Annotated in this window: 12 protein-coding genes and 2 pseudogenes; 7 read left to right on the top strand and 7 right to left on the bottom strand. The window is 72.2% G+C overall.

Annotated elements, in window-relative coordinates:
- Nucleotides 1-5: 5 nt before the first annotated feature.
- The 5 genes and pseudogenes from AFR_RS16585 to AFR_RS16605 form a co-directional block, all read right to left on the bottom strand.
- Entirely contained in the window at nt 6-1,553 is a 1,548-nt protein-coding gene (locus AFR_RS16585) for a DUF1800 domain-containing protein (RefSeq protein WP_238547289.1), read from the bottom strand.
- Between the two features lie 138 nt (nt 1,554-1,691).
- Nucleotides 1,692-3,047 (bottom strand): annotated as a pseudogene (locus AFR_RS16590) (UDP-glucose dehydrogenase family protein); the annotation flags it as partial.
- A complete protein-coding gene (locus tag AFR_RS16595) occupies nt 3,044-4,582 on the bottom strand; it encodes a glycosyltransferase family 39 protein (RefSeq protein ID WP_148307981.1) in 1,539 nt (512 codons plus the stop codon). The pseudogene AFR_RS16590 and the gene AFR_RS16595, both read right to left, overlap by 4 nt.
- Nucleotides 4,575-6,710 carry an acyltransferase family protein gene (locus tag AFR_RS16600; RefSeq protein ID WP_023361660.1) on the bottom strand — a complete coding sequence of 712 codons (2,136 nt, stop codon included), beginning with the start codon at nt 6,708-6,710 and terminating at the stop codon, nt 4,575-4,577. The genes AFR_RS16595 and AFR_RS16600 overlap by 8 nt, the downstream gene beginning before the upstream one ends.
- Nucleotides 6,707-8,263 (bottom strand): glycosyltransferase family 2 protein, encoded by a 1,557-nt coding sequence (locus AFR_RS16605; RefSeq protein ID WP_023361661.1) that lies wholly within the window; start codon nt 8,261-8,263, stop codon nt 6,707-6,709. The genes AFR_RS16600 and AFR_RS16605 overlap by 4 nt, the downstream gene beginning before the upstream one ends.
- 706 nt (nt 8,264-8,969) lie before the next feature.
- On the opposite strand from AFR_RS16605, the pseudogene AFR_RS47840 reads away from it, so the two are divergent.
- The 5 genes and pseudogenes from AFR_RS47840 to AFR_RS16625 form a co-directional block, all read left to right on the top strand.
- A pseudogene (locus AFR_RS47840) lies at nt 8,970-9,281 on the top strand (MEDS domain-containing protein); the annotation flags it as partial.
- A gap of 49 nt (nt 9,282-9,330) precedes the next feature.
- Nucleotides 9,331-9,657, top strand: a complete 327-nt coding sequence (locus tag AFR_RS47845) for an ATP-binding protein (protein ID WP_041840919.1) — start codon at nt 9,331-9,333, stop codon at nt 9,655-9,657.
- Between the two features lie 46 nt (nt 9,658-9,703).
- Nucleotides 9,704-10,684 (top strand): lipoprotein, encoded by a 981-nt coding sequence (locus AFR_RS47445; protein ID WP_023361662.1) that lies wholly within the window; start codon nt 9,704-9,706, stop codon nt 10,682-10,684.
- Nucleotides 10,685-10,814: 130 nt separating this feature from the next.
- A complete protein-coding gene (locus AFR_RS16620) occupies nt 10,815-11,999 on the top strand; it encodes an MFS transporter (RefSeq protein WP_023361663.1) in 1,185 nt (394 codons plus the stop codon).
- A gap of 37 nt (nt 12,000-12,036) precedes the next feature.
- Entirely contained in the window at nt 12,037-13,485 is a 1,449-nt protein-coding gene (locus AFR_RS16625; RefSeq protein ID WP_023361664.1) for an aromatic amino acid ammonia-lyase, read from the top strand.
- Here the strand turns inward: AFR_RS16625 and AFR_RS16630 are convergent.
- Together AFR_RS16630 and AFR_RS16635 are read right to left on the bottom strand one after the other, a co-directional pair.
- A complete protein-coding gene (locus tag AFR_RS16630) occupies nt 13,453-13,974 on the bottom strand; it encodes a cysteine dioxygenase (protein WP_023361665.1) in 522 nt (173 codons plus the stop codon). The genes AFR_RS16625 and AFR_RS16630 overlap by 33 nt on opposite strands.
- Nucleotides 13,971-14,867 (bottom strand): amidohydrolase family protein, encoded by an 897-nt coding sequence (locus AFR_RS16635; protein ID WP_023361666.1) that lies wholly within the window; start codon nt 14,865-14,867, stop codon nt 13,971-13,973. Before AFR_RS16635 ends, AFR_RS16630 begins: the two co-directional genes overlap by 4 nt.
- A 118-nt stretch (nt 14,868-14,985) precedes the next feature.
- On the opposite strand from AFR_RS16635, the gene AFR_RS47850 reads away from it, so the two are divergent.
- Both AFR_RS47850 and AFR_RS47855 read left to right on the top strand, forming a co-directional pair.
- Nucleotides 14,986-15,618: a LacI family DNA-binding transcriptional regulator gene (locus AFR_RS47850; RefSeq protein WP_238547290.1), complete on the top strand. Its 633-nt coding sequence runs from the start codon at nt 14,986-14,988 to the stop codon at nt 15,616-15,618.
- A gap of 2 nt (nt 15,619-15,620) precedes the next feature.
- On the top strand, nt 15,621-15,995 hold the full coding sequence (locus AFR_RS47855; protein WP_238547291.1) for a substrate-binding domain-containing protein: 375 nt from the start codon (nt 15,621-15,623) through the stop codon (nt 15,993-15,995).
- Nucleotides 15,996-16,051 lie beyond the last annotated feature (56 nt).

The following is a 16,051-nucleotide window of genomic DNA, read 5'->3' on the forward strand; positions in this document are numbered from 1 at the left end:
CGTCGTCACCTCACCGCGAAGAAGGGGGAGTTCAGGATCAGGGCCACGAGCTGGGGCAGCCGCCAGCCGACGGCGGCGTCGGCCGGCTTCAGGACCGTGGCTGAGGTCTTCCCGAAGAACGCCGCCAGCGCCGTCGTGTGCGCGGCGGGCAATGTCCGGCCGAGCAACCGTCGTGCCAGGGCGTCGATCAGCGCGCCGTAGGTCGCGGGCAGCTCACCGATGAGCTCCTGCGCCAGGTTCGCCGGCCGCTGGAACTCCTTGGGGCGGTACCCGGCGACGATGTTGAGGTGCGCGTTCCACTTGGCGAGCAGGCCACCGGGTGAGGTCCAGGCCGAGGCGACGTCGGGAAAGCCGTTCGGCGGCGCCCAGGACATCGGGGCGTGCCCGAGCGAGCCGATCAGCCAGTACAGCGACTCGATGCCGGCGGTCCCGGACGCGTCCGGCCCGTAGCCGACCGTGCGGACCGTGGCGACGATGTCCTCGTACGGCGTGCGGATCTTCTTGCCGACGGACTCGCGGAACTCGGCCGAGGTGAACAGCGCCCGCAGCACCGGCGCGATCGCCGAGCCGTGGTCGAGATAGACCTTCGCCAGCCTGGTCACGAGCGAGGCGGGCGGGGTGTCGGCGACGAAGCGCACGACCAGTTTGGTGGCGAGGTGCCGTGCGGTCGCCGGGTGCAGGGCCAGGTAGTCCAGCAGCTCCAGCGCCGCCGCCTCACCACCCGCGGCGGTCACGTTCGCGTGCCGGAACTTCAGCACGGTGACCGGCCCGGTGGCGTGGGAGTTGGGGCTGAACTTGTAGAGGCCGGTGTCCCAGTCGACGGTCAGGCCGGTGAGCATCCGGGCGGCGTTCCTGACGTCGGACTCCGAGTAGCCCAGCCCGACCGTGTGCAGCTCGAGCAGCTCCCGGCCGTAGTTCTCGTTCGGCGCGGCACGCGTGGAGAAGCGGTTGTCGAGGTAGGTCAGCATCGCCGGGTGCCGGGCACTGGCCTTGAGCATGTCGGCGAAGCGGCCCAGGGCGTACGGGCGGATCACGGCCCGGTCGTAGTCGTGCCGGTTGTCCCAGACGTCGGCGGACGGGTTGGTCACGTTGAGGTGGTTCGACCAGAAGTCGACCATGACCTCGAAGAGCTGGCGCTCGCTCCAGATGGCCCGGCTGGTGGTGGCGAAGCCCAGCTGGAGCATGGTGTCCCAGCCGTACCGCTGGGTGCCGGCCGCGACGCGGGACCGCAGCTCGCTGATCGACAGCGCGGTCAGCGGGAAACGCGTCAGCAGCGCGTCGCAGTCCGCGTCGGCGATGCCGGACGGGTCGAGCTGCCGGTCGAGCCAGGCCGCGGTGCCGAGCTCACGGATCTCGGCGAGCGAGGCCGGGGTCGGACCGTAGGTGGCCCGGCGCAGCAGGTGCAACTGCTGATCGGTGCTGACGTAGTAGCTGCCCGGACGGACCGTGGCGGCGTCGGCGGCCGCGGCCGGCACAGCCACGGCGGCGGTCACGCCGGCGGCACCGCCCAGGACACGGCGGCGGCTGACAGGAGTCTTCGGAAATGCCCTCACGGACACCTGTTCGACCCGGCGCGGAAGCGACTTCGGGGTACCGCGTGATGGCTACCCAGCCGCAACCGACCGGTTCGCGGGGCGGGGGATGGCGGGGCGCACCGGGCGGGGCCGCAGGTCCGTCGCGGGCTCGGCGTGGCGGCCCATGCCGCGGTAGCGCCAGCCCGCGGCGGTCCACGCCGCCACGTCGAGGCAGTTGCGGCCGTCGACGACCAGCCGGCCTGCGGCGAGCCGGCCCAGGTGCACCGGGTCGGCCGCGCTGAACTCCGGCCACTCCGTCAGCACGCAGACCAGCTCCGAGCCCCGGACCGCCTCCTCCAGACCCGGTTCGAAGATCAGGTTCGGGTGTACGCGGGCGGCGTTGCCCATGCCCTCGGGGTCGTAGACGTGGACATCGGCACCGGACGCGGACAGGGCGGCCGCGATCGCCAGCGCGGGGGAGTCCCGTACGTCGTCGGAATGGGGTTTGAAGGTCGCCCCGAGCACCGCCACGCGGGTGTTGCCGAAGTCCGGACCGGCCGGCCCGGTGGGGCAGTCGAGCAGCTCGGCGGCGCGGCGCAGCACCCGGCTGCGGCTGCGCTGATTGATCAGGTCGACCTCGTGCAGGAACCGCAGCGACTCACCGACACCCAGTTCCTGCGCCCGGGCCTGGAACGCCCGCAGGTCCTTGGGCAGGCAGCCACCGCCGAAGCCCGCCCCGGCGCGCAGGAAGCGGCTGCCGATGCGCGGATCGTGCCCGATCGCCCGGGCCAGCTGGTCGACATCGGCCCCGGCGGCCTCGCAGACCTCCGCCATCGCGTTGATGAAGGAGATCTTGGTGGCGAGGAACGCGTTGGCAGCCACCTTGACCAGCTCGGCGGTCGCAAAATCGGTCACCACCACCGGAACCTCGCGCTGTTCGCGGGCGGCCAGATCGAGGACACCCCGGTGCGCCGCGGACAGCATCGTGGCGGCCCAGTCGCTGCGCACACCGGCGACGATGCGGGTCGGGCGCAGGACGTCCTGCACGGCGAAGCCCTCCTGGAGGAACTCCGGCGACCAGGCGACCTCGGCCCCGAGCCCGGCCGGTGCGTGCTTGTCGACGAGGCGTTGCACCCACTCGGCCGTACCGACCGGAACGGTGGACTTGCCCACGATCAGCGCCTTGCGGGTGAGCCGGCGGGCCAGCCCGGTGACCGCCGACTCCACGTAGGACAGGTCGGCGCCGGTGTCGTCGGCGCGTTGTGGTGTCCCCACGCACACGAAGTGGATGTCGCCGAAGTCGGCCGTCTCGGCGTACGAGGTGGTGAAGCGCAAGCGGCCCGCGGCGAGGTTGCGGCGCAGCAGCACGCCGAGACCCGGCTCGTGGAAGGGGACCACACCGTCGGACAGCGCCGCGATCTTGGCGGTGTCGACGTCGAAGCCGAGCACCTCGTAGCCCAGCTCGGCGAAGCAGACGGCGTAGGTGGCACCCAGATAGCCGGTGCCGACGAAGGTCAGGCGGGGAAGCGTCATTTCACGTCCTTGCGGTCGAGCGCGAAGATCCGGACGTTCTCGAAGGTCCGGTACGGGACGACGGTGTACGCGGTCAGCAGGAAGCCCTGCGTGGCACCGGGCATGCCGTCCATCGGCGACAGGTTCGACTGCGTGGTCGACACCAGCCAGATGCGCCCGGTGTCGCCGACGCAGAGGCCCGGGTCCGCGCACTCCTCGGCGCCGAACGTGCCGTTGGCCTGGGAGGTGCGGTGGACCAGCACGTCGCGCGGCATCGCGGCGTCCCGGGCCTCGTAGTCGAAGGCCCGGCGGCCGTTACGGGTGGAACCCGCGTAGGCGATGCCGTCACCGGGCCGGGCGGCGGCCAGCACGGCAGCGGCGGCGCCCCGGAAGTCGGGCTCGCCGTAGACCGGGCTGTGCCGGGCCGCGCGCTGCCCGGGACCGCTGACAAGAAGCATCGCGGCCAGCACCAGCAGCGCGCTCAGCGACACCGGCACCTTCGACGAGAGTCTTCCCGTGAACCGCACCAGCGAGTAGCCCACGGCGGCCGCGAGCAGGGCCCAGGCCGGCAGCGTGAAGAGCAGGTAACGGTGCAGGAACAGGTGGAACAGCGGGAAGGTGACGTAACAGAAGACCGGCGGGAAGATCGCCCACGACAGCAGCAGCACCAGCGAACCCCGGTGCCGGGCGCCGAGCAGGACCGTCGCCAGCAGGGCTGCCGCCGTGACCACCAGCGCCACCTGCCAGGAGCCGAAGATGCGCTCGGGCAGTCCCGTCACCGCGGCGCCGTCGGCCTTGATCCAGGCGATGACACTCGCCTGGTCCGAGCCCTTGGCCGCCAGCGGCAGCGCCGCGGTCACCGCCAGGGACGCCCCGGCGATCCACCGCAGCAGCCGCAGATCACCGCTGACCCGGAACGCCCGGGCCATGAACGCCGCGTGCGCGAGCAGCACGGTCAGGGTCACGATGTGGACCAGCCCGGCCAGGATCAGACCGGCGGCGTAGAGCAGCCACCGCCGCCAGTCCGGGCGTTCCATCGCCCGCAGCAGCAACAGCGTGGCCAGCACGGCAAAACCGATCGCGAACGCGTACGGGCGGGCCTCCTGGCCGTACCGGGTGACGGAGGGCAGCCCGCCCAGGATCAGCCCCGCCGCCAGACCCGTCCCCGTGTCGAAGAGGCGGCGCCCGAGCAGGGCGGTGAGTGCGGCGGTCCCGGCCATCGCCAGCGCGGAGGGCAGCCGCAGGCTCGTCTCGGAGTCACCGAACAGCACGATCCAGTAGTGCATCACCACGTAGTACGGCGCCACCACCGCGTCGACGTTGACCAGCAGCTTCGACAGGTCACGGAAGCTGAGCGTCGAGGCGTACCAGGTGGCGTACTCGTCGTTCCACATGCTGCGGGAGCCGATGCCGAGGACCGAGAGGGTCAGGGCGAGCGCCGCCGGTGGCAGGGCCAGCAGCACGGTGCTCAGCAGCGACCAGCGGCGTGGTGGGGGCTCGGCCTGCTGCGCGACGACAGGGGGGACGGGACGGGAGAGCACCTGTGTGTCAGTCAACGTTCTTCCCTTCGGTGGCGAGCTGCTCGTCCAGCAGCCCGGCGAGGCGCTTCGCGTACACGGAGGTCAGGTGGTTGTCGTCGCGGTAGACGACGGTGCCGCCGATGACCGACGGGCAGATCCACGGGGTGCAGAACCAGGCGGCCGTGTCGACGACCTTCGCGCCGTGGACCTGGACCAGCGCCCGGACGAACCGCTGCCGCGACAGCAGCAGCGACTTGAGCACCTCGAGGTGGCAGTCGGCGGCGACCCGCCGGGTGGCCAGGCACCCGGGGACGTCGAAGTGCGCGACCGGCGTGTCCTGCACGACGACCGGCAGCGCGCCGCTCTCCCGCACCCGCAGGACGGTCGACGCCCACGCCTCGGCCCAGTCCTGGTCCGGACCCGCGGTGACCTTCACGTCGAGCGGGCTCGCCTCACGGTTGCGGCCCGACATGACCACCATCGCCGGCCGCAGCTGCCGGATCCGGGCCAGCGCCCGCTCCCGCCACCGGTCACATTCCGTGTACGGCCCGACGCGGTTCACCCCGCCGACCGTGCCCCGGGCGGGCCCGCAATCGGTCTTGGTGAACACCGCGAGCCGCCACCCGTGCTTGCGTGCCACCACGTCGAGCGCACCGAACCACTGCTGGGCGTGCGAGTCGCCGAAGAGGACAACCAGCTTGCCGCCGTCCGCGACGCCGAGCTTCTCGCAGCCGCGGGCGATCGCCGGGGACACCAGCTCCTCCTTGAGCGACGCCAGGCAACCACCGTCCCGCGGAACGCTTGTCACCGCCTCGTCCAGGGACGGCGTGAGGGTGGCCGGCAGGGTCCGCCGGGTGCTGTCGGCGCGGATGATCCGCTGCAACTGCGCCAGGCCGACCTGACCGGACGCCAGCACCCGCACCGGGTCGAACGCCGCGGCCTTCGGCGCCGGCGGCGCGGGGACGGGCAGCGCGGCCAGGACCACGGCCAGACCGGCGGTCACCGCGGTCAGCACGCCGCCGAGGACCAGGGTGCTGCCGGGCCGGGCCCGCAGAACGCTGTTGAGGCGGATCCTGTTCTCCACCGCGGCCGTCGACATCGCCGCCGGCACCAGGGCCCCGGCCACCAGGGCCAGCCGTTCCGGCACGGAGAGCGGGTGCCCGAGCACGTACGGCGCGAGCACCAGGACCGGCCAGTGCCACAGGTACCAGGCGAACGACACGCGGCCCAGCTCCTGCACCGGCCGCAGTCGCAGCAACCGCCGGGCGCCGAGTGCCGGGCGGGCACAGCCTCCCCCGATCAGCAGCGCCGAGCCCGCGACCGCGAGCAGTGCCGCGTACACACCGGGGACGGGCGCGTCGTCGTAGGTGGCCACCGCGACACCGACAACCGCGAGTCCCAGCCAGGTCAGCACGGCGGCCGTCCGGGAGCCGAGCCGTGCGAGCCGGACCGCGCCGAGGGCGACCAGCGCGCCGAGCCCGAACTCCCAGGCCCGCGCGGGCAGACCGTAGAACGCCCAGAGCTGACCGGTGGCCGCCTGCCACACGCACAGGCCGAAGGAGGCGCCCGTCAGCGCCACCAGCACGACGGCCACCGAGACCCGGCTCGGCCGGCCGCGGCGGGCCCAGCTCAGCGCGACCACGACCAGCAGCAGGGGCCAGACCAGAGAGAACTGCGCGGCCAGGGCCAGCGACCAGAAGTGCTGCAGCGGTGCCGGATCTGCCACGCCGCCGTCCTGCAGGACCAGCCGGACGTTCATCGTGGACGTCAGCGCGGCGGCGGAGTCCCAGGAGATCGCCGGGCGTACCGCTGCGGGCATCCAGTGCCAGCAGGCGGCGAGCGTGCCGGCCACGACCACCGCGGAGGCGGGCAGTAGCCGCGTCATCCGCCGGGCGTAGAAGCGGCGCAGCGAGAGGCGCCCGGTTCGCTCGAGCTCCCGGACGATCCCGCCGGTGAGGAGAAACCCGGAGATGACGAAGAAGACGTCGATCCCGACGCCGCCACCCGCGAGGCCGGTGCCGGCCTGACCGGCGACCAGCAGGAGCACGGCGACGGCCCGCAGACCGGCGACGTCCCGGCGGAACACGGGTGCCTCCGGGGGTGCAGCCTGCATCGGCGGCGGCAGAGCAGTGGCGGCGGCGTACGTCATCGTCGAGGTGCTCATGACACCACCGCCGACGTGCGGGCGCCGGGGATCGCCGGGCGGGCGGCCGGACGGCGTTCGGGGGTGGCGCGACCGCCGAGCAGCAGCGGCCAGACGAAGTAGATCATCGGACCGGCGAACAGGATCGTCGCCCAGAGCAGGTCCAGGCCGTGGCTCCGGACGGCCAGGACGATCCCCGTCCAGGTCAGGACCTGGGTCGTGATGAGCCAGACCCGCAGCAGGCGCAGCACCCGCTTGGCGGTCGGCGTCCGCTTGGCGGCGCCCGTCGGCACCCAGGCGGCGGTACGGCCCCGCAGGAAGTCCAGCAACGCCAGCGCGTGGCAGAAGCCGATGAGCATCTGGACGCGGACGACCGCGGGTGACCAGCGGTAATCGGTGACCCGGGGCATCAGCGTCGACCAGACGAAGATCGTGCCGATCAGCGGCAGGTAGTTCAGCGGCCGGATCTGGTCGGGGAAGAACCACAACATCAGGAAGGCCGGGAGCTGGCTCGTGAAGGCGGCGATGGCCGTGGTGATGTAGTACAGGAAGCCGGTCCAGAAGCAGAGCTTCTGCTTGACGGTCAGCCGCGACCGGTGGAAGCCCGGGTCGGAGAGCAGACTCATGCTGCCCGTGCACCAGCGGTACTGCTGGTTGGCAAAGCCGTCGAAGTTGTCCGGGCAGACACCCTTGGCCAGGTTCACCGGCACGTACCGGGTCCGGAACCCGGCCTTCGCCATGTTCACCCCGGTGTGGACGTCCTCGCTGTGCCCGATCTGCGCAAACCCGCCCGCGGCCTGCAACGCACTCCGGCGATAAACAGCATTGGTACCGACACAGATCGCGGCGTCGACGGCGTCCCGGGCCGGCTGGATCCACCGGTAGAACATCTCCTGCGTGGCGCCGGCCGACCGTTGCAGCCAATTGAAGTGATCCTGCTGAACATCGAAGAATTGCGGCGACTGGACGATACCGACGGCCGGATCCTCGAAGTACGGCGCGAGCTCACGGGTCATGTCGGCACGCGGTGCGAAGTCGGCGTCGAACACGTGGATCAGGTCACCGGTGGAGTGCTCATAGCCGTACCGGAGGTTGCCCGCCTTTTTGAGCTCTCCCCGGTTGGGCCGGGACAGATAGTGAAAGCCGTGATCGTGCGCGAGTGCGGCGACAGAATCGCGCCCGGAGTCGTCGAGCACGTAAACGGTGAGTGGTCCGGGCCACTCCAATGCGGCGACGTGCCGATAGGTATTGGTGAGGATGCTCAGCGGTTCCCCGGCCGACGGCAGGAACACATCGACCGACGGATGCACAACGGGCCGGTACGCGGCGATCAGCGCCTCGTGCCCGGCCCGGGAACCACGTCGTTTGCGCGTGCTGGACAGCAGGCTGATGAACACTGCCGCCACCTGGAGAGCGATCAATTCGTAGAGCAGGCTGGTCCACATCGAGTTGGCCGCCAGCCGGGCCATACCGAACATGACACCCGCGAAGGCGAGCAGGAACACGCAGAAGATCCAGCGGCCCTGGCGTCCGTAATAGAGATATTTCTCCTTGTCGTTCGGCGGCAGCGGCACATAATCCACCACTGTCGGCGGACCGGTGACGGACCGCGAGACTTTTTCCTGTCGAATCTGTTCGACTACCACCGACAAAGCCTTCCGAATATGGTGACGGAACCGGACCGCGCAGCGGCGCAGCGATCACCGTGGCCGGGCCCGGCAGCAGTAGTCGATCACACGGAATCGGTACACAAATGACGTTCTTCGCAGGTTCACCGTTCTCTTGCGGGGTCGGCCGATCGGTCGGGGATTAATCGCCGTTTCGTTCCGTGACAGGGGAGTGGACGCAGTTTCCCGCACATATGTGAGCACCGCGCTGCGCCATTCACGTTCCAGCCCATCACGGTGTCACTATCCGTAACCGGCGGCGCAATGCCGCGGAAACACAATGAACAGCCGGCAACCGATCCGGGAGTACACCGGACGGGGTACCGCGGCGACCGCCGAATCGACCTACCTGGCCTCCGGCGCTTTTGACCCGGACGCCACGATCGAGGCCTGGCGGACGGAGTCGGAGCAGGCCCGCAGGGAGGGATCCCCCGGGCGACCCGGCGCCGCTGCTGCGGGCCGTCCGGACCGAGGGCCCTGCCGGTCTACGACTGGTCGGCGAGGCGGATCTCTCCAACCGCCGCGCGCTGCGGGCGCTCCTCGAGCACCTGCCGGAGGACACCGCCTTCCACGGCTCGGCGACCGTTCCCGGGCTGACCGTGGAGGCTGCCGCATGACCGCTTCCCTGGTCAGCCGGCCTGAGGCCGGGCGCGGTGGCTTCGAGCACCCGGGCCTGCTGTACCGCAACACCACCGAATACTTCGAGGCCGTCACCGAGTTCGTCCGTTCCGCACTGGCGTCCGGCGATGCGGTGCTCGTGGCCGTGCCGGAGCCGAACCTCACTGCGCTGACCGGCGATCTCGCCGACGTCGCCGACCGGGTGACGTTCGCCGACATGGCCGTGGCCGGCCGCAATCCGGGCCACATCATTCCCGGGGTGCTGCTGGCCTTCGCCGCCGCGGACCGCGGCCGGCGGGTGTCGATCGTCGGCGAGCCGATCTGGCCGGAGCGCACCGCGATCGAATATCCGGCCTGTGCGGCCCACCGCCCGGAACGCCTCTGCCGCCGGGCTGGGCGAGGACCGGGTGGACGACCTGGTGGTGGCGGTGAACGAGCTCGCGGCCAACACCGTCGAGCACACCGCCGCCGGTGGCCGGGTGAGCATCTGGGCCGAGCCCGGAATGGTCGTGTGCCAGGTCGACGACGAGGGTCATCTGGCCGACCCGCTCGCCGGGCGGCTGACCCGGCCGTCCCAGGACGAAGGCGGCCGGGGACTGCTGCCGGCCAATCACCTGTGTGACCTGTTCCGCATGCACACCGCAGCCCAGGGCACGAGCATCCGCCTGCACATGTGGCGGTGAGAACGGGACTGCGGGCGGGCGGCTGCTCGCGTACCGTCTCCGCCTTGTGATCCTGAAATTCTCTCGCTCCCGGCCCGCCGCCACCGTTGCTCTCGGTGTCACGCTGGCCTTCACCGCCGCCTGTAATTCCTCCGGGGACGGTGCCGGCGGACCGTCGGCGGCGCCCGTCGCGACCGGCAACACCGCCGAGATCTGCGCGTCCGGTGGAACGGCGGCCCGTCAGGTCGTCGTGGACCTCTTCACCAAGGTGGCCGAGGCCGCGAAGGGTGACACCGAGCCGACGCCGGCCGATCTCAACAAGATCTACCAGCAGACCTTCTCCGAGCTGGGCAAACAGCTCACCGAGCACGCGGCGAAGGCCACCGACCCGGAGCTGGCCGCGACGCTGACGGATATCGCGGCCGAGGCGGACAAGGTCGCGACCGCTCCCGAGCCGGCCGCGGCCGGCACCACGGGTCTGCAGGCGGCGATCGGCAAGCTGGAGAAGCACTGCCCGAGCGGCGGCCCGTCGTCCTCGGCGGCGCCGGCCGGCCCCGGCGACGGGACCGTCGGCGCGGCGGGCAGCGCCTGCGAGCTGCCGGTGACGTTCAAGGTGGCCGACGGGTGGAAGCCGAAGGCCGTCGAGGTCGAGGAGAACGACCCGCTCGCCGAGCTGACGCGCCGCGGGCCGCTGCAGATGGCCTGCGAGATCGACGCCAAGCCCGCCGGGCTGCTCGGCTTCCTGCGGGTGTGGATCGATCCGTCCCCGAGTGCCGAGCCGCGGGCGGCTGTCGAGCCGTTCCTGGAGGGCAAGAAGAACCGCAACGTCAAGTACACGCCCGTGACGGTGGGCGGGGCGCAGGCCGTCGACGTCAGCTACGAGCAGTACCAGGAGTTGCTGGAGGAGAATCTCAAGCGTCGCGCGTTTGCTGTGCGGACTCCGGCCGGGGTCGTGGTGCTGGAGGTCGGTGGTCTCAGCGACGAGGACCACCGGTCGCTGCTGCCCGCGTACGAGCTGGCAAAGGGCTCGCTGGCCGTCAGGCCGTGACGCTATCGTGGCGGCATGACCTGGCGATGTTGATCCTGCCGCCGCACCGCACGTAACGGGGCCCGCTCTCGTGGGCCGCCGGTGATGTCGCGTTTCCCCGCACATCACTCCGGCACCCACGAGAGGCCCCATGACACCGAGCCGCCGCGTCGCCGTGACCCTGTACGCGTACGCGTTTCTGGACGATCTTGTTCTGCTCTATCCGGTGTATGCCCTGCTGTTCAGCGAGACCGGCCTGTCGGTCTGGCAGATCTCCACGTTGTTCGCGGTGTGGTCGGCGAGCAGCCTGATCCTCGAGGTGCCGTCGGGTGCGCTCGCCGACGTCGTGTCGCGGCGTCTGCTGCTGTGGATCGGCCCGCTGCTCACCGCCGCCGGTTTCGGCCTGTGGGTCGCTGCGCCCTCGTACTGGGCGTTCGCGCTCGGGTTTGTGCTCTGGGGCGCGAAGGGCGCGCTGACCTCCGGCGCCCTCGAGGCCCTGGTCTACGAGGAGCTCGACCGCGCCGGGGCCGCCGGCCGGTACGCGCAGATCATGGGCCGCGCCAAGGCGGCCGGAACGGTCGGTGTGGTGCTGGCCATCGCGATCGCCTCGCCCGTGCTGGCGGCCGGCGGTTATCCGGCGGTGGGTGCGGCCAGCGTGGTCGCGTGCCTGGTGACGGCCGCGGTGGCCGCCACCTTTCCGGAGCACCGCGATTGCCGCACCGGCGCCGACGAGGACGACGAACTGGGCTGGGCGGCGACCCTGCGCGCCGGTCTCGGCGAGGCCCGCCACCACCGCCCGGTCCGGACGGCTCTGATCCTGGTCGTGCTGGTCACCGCGGTGTGGGGCTCGCTGGACGAGTACACCCCGCTGCTGATCAGCTCGACCGGTGTGGCGGACGCGACCGTGCCGCTGCTGCTCCTGCTGATCTGGGCAGCGGTCGCCGTCGGCGGCCTCGCGACGGGACCGGCGGAACGGCTGCGCACCCCGTGGTTCGCGGTGCTGCTCGTGCTGGCCGCAGCGGCGATGGCTGCCGGGGCCCTCAGCGGTCATCCCGGCGGCATCGTCCTGGTCGCGCTGGCCTTCGGGGCGTTCCAGGCCGCCGACGTGGTCGTCGGTGCCCGCCTGCAACAGGCCGTGACCGGCCCGGCCCGCGCCACGGTCACGTCGGTCGCGGGCATGGTCACCGACCTGGCGACCATCGGCGTTTTCGGTCTCTACGCCGCGCTCACCGGTCTGTCCGGTCACGGCGGCGCGTTCGCCCTGCTGGCGATCCCGTACGCCGGAGTGGCCCTGTGGCTGCTCGGTTCGCGAATGCCGGACCGCCGGCCCGGGTGAGCTTCTAGGGTGCAGGAACACGCGTCCGGGAGGGGCCATGCAGGGGGACGAGGTTCGGCTCGACGGCCGTACGCTGACACCCGAGGGCCTGACGGCGATCGCCTCCGGCCACGCGGGCATCGCGGTGGATCCCGCGGCGCTGCGACTGGTCGAGGCCCGGCACGCCGTCATGCGCGACGCGCGCGAGCGGGGAACGGTCTACGGCGCCAACACCGGTGTGGGCGCCAACCGCCACGAGACCGCCGGCACGCCGGACGTCGTCGATCACGGCCTGCGCCTGCTCAGGAGTCACTGCGCCGGGAGCGGGCCGGTGGAGGACAACAGCACCGCCCGCGCGGCGATGGCGGTGCGGCTCAACCAGATCCTCGCCGGCGGGTCGGGCATCTCGCTGCGGGTCACCGAGGCCCTCGTCGCCGCGCTGCGGTCCGGTGCCGTGCCTGCGCTGCACCGATGGGGCGCCATCGGCACGGCCGACCTCGCCGCCCTGGCCGAGCTGGGGCTGACGCTGGCGGGGGAGCGGCCGTGGCGGTCCGGCGCCGGACCGGTGACCACCATCGACGCGACCGACGCGCTACCGATGATCAGCTCCAGCGCGCTGACGGTGGCGACCGCCGCGCTGGCCCTCACGGAGGTGCACCAGCAGCTGCGCGCGTCCACGGTTGTGGCGGCGCTGTCGTTCCTGGCCCTGCGCGGCAATCCGGAGGCGTACGACGCCGTGGTGCACGCGGGCCGGACCCATCCGTCGCAGTCCGAAGTGGCCGCGCTGCTGCGGGAGCTGGTGGCCGGCTGCTCCACGCCCGCCCGCATCCAGGATCCGTTCGGGCTGCGGGTCGTGCCGCAGGTGACCGCGCCCGCGCTGCACGCGGTCCACGAGCTGCGGCGGGTGCTGACGACCGAGCTCAACGCCGCCGCCGAGAACCCCCTCGTCACCACCGAAGGCGTCCGGCACCACGGGCAGTTCCACACCGCGACGCTGTCCGCCGGGCTCGACGCCGTGCGGGGCGCCTACTTCCCGGCGCTGTCGCTGTCGGTCGCCCGGCTCGGCCTGCTGATGCGGCCCGACCTGACCGGGCTGCGGGCCTTCCTCGCGGCCGGTCCGGCAGGCAGCTCCGGCCTCATGATCAGCGAGTACGTGGTGCAGGACGTGCTGGCCGAGATCCGGGTGATCGTGCCGCCCGTCCTGCCCGGCACGCTGAGCATCTCTCTGGGTCTCGAGGAGCACGCGAGCTTCGCCACCCAGGGCGCCCGGTCGCTGCGGACGATGGCCGGGCTCGCACCCGTCCTGCTGGCCGCCGAACTCGTGGCGGCCGTCCGGGCCCTGCGGATGGTGCCGGAACGGCTCACCGGCGGCACGGCCCGGCGCGCCTTCGAGATCGCCGCGGAGGTCCTGGACGACGGCACGAGCGACCGCCCGCTCGGGACGGACCTCGAGCGGGCCGCGAAGGTCCTGCCCCTACTCGTCGGCGACGGCTTCCAGGGGGCGTAGCTCGTCGGCGTAGCTGACCGCGTGGCGGCGCAGCACCCCGGCGGGACTGATCGAGTACTGGCCCATCCGCCACAGCGGCGGCGAGTACGCGTGGATCGACACCGAGCCGTCGACCGCGCCGCCCATCCGGTGGATGTGGTCGGGGCCGAAGGCGAACGAGCGCCCGGCGGGCACGACCCGCGTGACGGGGTCGCCGCCCATGCGCGGGTTGGACTCGGTGACCGCGCCGCGGGTCACCGCCACGGCACCCGAGGACACGTCGTGGTCGTGCCAGCCCGTGTCGTCCTCGACCTTCCAGCTGAGCACCCAGACGTCGATGTCGCTGTCGCGGTACAGGGAGGCGTAGTGCCGGCGGGCCGGGTCGTGGCCGGTGAGCGGCTCCCACACCTCGGTCCGTGTCGCCAGCTCGGCCACCCAGAGCTGCAGCTCCCGGGGGCTGAGCACACGTCCCGGCAGGGCCGGCAGGGCCGTGCCGACGGCCATCGTCATCGCGGTTCTCCAGTCAGCAGGTGGCGGGGATTGGTGGTGAACAGGGCCCGGGTGAAGGCGTCACCGAGCCCCGGGTCGCACGGCTGCGCGTAGGGCCGGTCGGAGCCGTGCACGATCGGGTCGACGCCCACGACCCGGACCAGCGCGTCGATCGCCCGGGTGCCGTAGGACGAGGTCTCGTAGTAGACGAACGGATCCAGCGGTCCGAGCGCACCACCCCGGGCGGCGAGGCGTTCGTGGTGCAGCGGCGCGAGACCGGCCAGGGCCACGAAGGCGATGCGCAGCCGCGGGTGCTGCCGCCGCCCGGCGACGTGCCACGCCAGCCAGGCCCGGTGCTGCTGGGACACGTACGGCACGAGCGCCGGCCACCACGCCGGGACGTCCGCGGTGTCGGCCGGTGCCGGTCCCGGGTGCACGAGCAGGGGCTTGTCCGCGCGTTCGGCCTCCTGCAGCAGTGGCGCGAGGTGCTCGATCGCGGCCGGGTCGGCCAGCGCGGTGGCGGGCAGCTGCAGGCCGGCGACGCGGTCCTCCCGCAGCACCTTGGCCAGGCCCTCCGGGTCCGGGTCGAGGACCTGCGCCGCGGCCCAGACGCCGAACGGGTCGCCCAGCTCCAGGGCGCTCGCGTGCCAGAGCGCGACCAGCTCGGCGCCCTCGTCACCGGGCAGGTACTCGATGCCGAGCGGGCTGGACAGCGAGACGAGCACCCGGCCGCTGCCGTCGGCGAGCTCTCGCGCCCGCCGGGCGTCGACGTCGTGGTCGGCCGCGACGACGGAGTACGGCGCCTCGCCCGCCAGGTGCAGCGTCCAGTCCCGCAGGTAGGGGTAGCTGTCGCGGCGGCGGAGCGCGTCGACGAACCGGGCCGGCCACAGGTGCTGGTGGCAGTCGATCCGCATGCTGGCTCCTTCCGGATCGGCGGGGAGGGAAGCGCTTCACATACCGAGAAGTGAAGCGCTTCCCTCCCGTCGGTGGAAAGGTGATCCCAGTCACCGGAACGGGTGTTACCCTCGGGCGATGCCCCAACCGCGGCGGACCCTGCAGGACCTGGCGACCACCGCGGGACTGTCGCTGGCAGCCACCTCCTACGCCCTGCGCGGCGTGCGGGGATCCCCGGCCACCATCGAGCGGGTCCGGGCCCTGGCCGAGGAGCTCGGCTACACCGTCGACCCCATCGCCCGCGCGCTGGCCAGCGGGCGTACGGGCTCGGTCGGTGTCAGTGGCTCGCTCCGGGACCTGTGGCAGCAGGACCTCTCCGTGCTGCTGACCCGTGCCCTGCGCCGGCGGGGGAAGTACGCGACGATCGCCGACGCCGATGCCGACCCCGAGCAGGAACGCCTGATCGTCGAGCAGTTCGCCGCCCAGCGTGTCGACGGCGCCCTGGTGTCACCGGTCGACCCGTCGGCCGGGTACTGGCGGCTGCTCGGCCCGGAGGTCGCCGTGGTCTCCATCGGCGACGCCCTGACCGGCCGGCCCGGCTCGGGCAGTGTCGTCTTCGACAACCAGCACGGCGTCGAGACGGCCCTGACGCACCTGGCCGGGCTCGGCCACCGGCGGGTGGGACTGCTCGCCCCGTCGCTGCCCTCCACCCCGGCCGCCCCGCCCGGGTCCTCGCCGGCCGCATCGCCACCGACCTGGGCATCGACCTGATCGTGATCGACGCGCCCGCGGCGACGACCGACGCCGTGGCGGTGGCCGCCGAGCTGCTGGCGGTCGGGGACCGGCCGACCGCGGTGTTCTGCCTCAGCGACTCGCTGGCGTTCGCGGTCTACCGGGCCGCCCGCGAGGCCGGCCTGCGGATCCCGGCGGACCTGTCGGTCATCGGGTACGACGATCACCAGCTCGCAGTGCTGGTCGACCCGGGCCTGACCACGCTGGCCTGGGACGAGGACGCCATCGTGGAGGGTGCGGTCAGTCAGCTCACCGGACTGCTGGACGGCTCGCCCGCCGACCTGCCACCGTTCCGCCCCGAGCTCGTCGTCCGCGGCTCCACCACCGTGCCGCAGCGCCGGAGAGCAACCGGTTAAACTTGGGTCCGGGTCAAGCCAGGTGCCCGTCTATCTCCGTTGTCTCGAGGAGGGGA

Origin of the sequence: Amorphoplanes friuliensis DSM 7358 (assembly GCF_000494755.1) — a bacterium.
Classification (GTDB): domain Bacteria; phylum Actinomycetota; class Actinomycetes; order Mycobacteriales; family Micromonosporaceae; genus Actinoplanes; species Actinoplanes friuliensis.

Excerpts from the sequence above, each read along its gene's own strand:
- AFR_RS16630 (WP_023361665.1), bottom strand. The coding sequence starts at position 13,974 with ATGACGATGGCCGTCGGCACGGCCCTGCCGGCCCTGCCGGGACGTGTG.
- AFR_RS47850 (WP_238547290.1), top strand. The coding sequence starts at position 14,986 with ATGCCCCAACCGCGGCGGACCCTGCAGGACCTGGCGACCACCGCGGGA.
- AFR_RS16625 (WP_023361664.1), top strand. The coding sequence starts at position 12,037 with ATGCAGGGGGACGAGGTTCGGCTCGACGGCCGTACGCTGACACCCGAG.
- AFR_RS16635 (WP_023361666.1), bottom strand. The coding sequence starts at position 14,867 with ATGCGGATCGACTGCCACCAGCACCTGTGGCCGGCCCGGTTCGTCGAC.
- AFR_RS16620 (WP_023361663.1), top strand. The coding sequence starts at position 10,815 with ATGACACCGAGCCGCCGCGTCGCCGTGACCCTGTACGCGTACGCGTTT.
- AFR_RS16600 (WP_023361660.1), bottom strand. The coding sequence starts at position 6,710 with ATGAGCACCTCGACGATGACGTACGCCGCCGCCACTGCTCTGCCGCCG.